Below are 252 nucleotides of genomic sequence, written 5' to 3'. Positions count from 1 at the left end.
CTCCCGGGATAAGCGCTCAGCGACGATCTCCAGATGCAGTTCCCCCATGCCGGCTATCAAGGTCTGCCCGGTTTCCTTGTTATAGGAAAGCCTGAAGGTCGGATCCTCGGCCGCGATTCTCATCAATGCCTCCATAATCCGGTTCTGGTCGCTCTGGTTCTTGGGTTCAATGGCGATCTGTATAACCGGTTCCGGAAATTCGATGGATTCCAGCAGAAATTCCCGCCCTTCACGGCACAGGGTGTCGCCGGT

The 252-nt window shown here is 56.0% G+C and carries 1 pseudogene; it reads right to left on the bottom strand.

Annotated elements, in window-relative coordinates:
* Window positions 1-252: pseudogene (gene fusA / locus B3W37_RS14260) on the bottom strand (elongation factor G); the annotation flags it as partial.

Source organism: Syntrophomonas sp. UBA5494 (assembly GCF_002426325.1).
The sequence above is the reverse complement of the archived record's forward strand: the minus strand, read 5'-3'. Positions and strand labels throughout refer to the sequence as shown.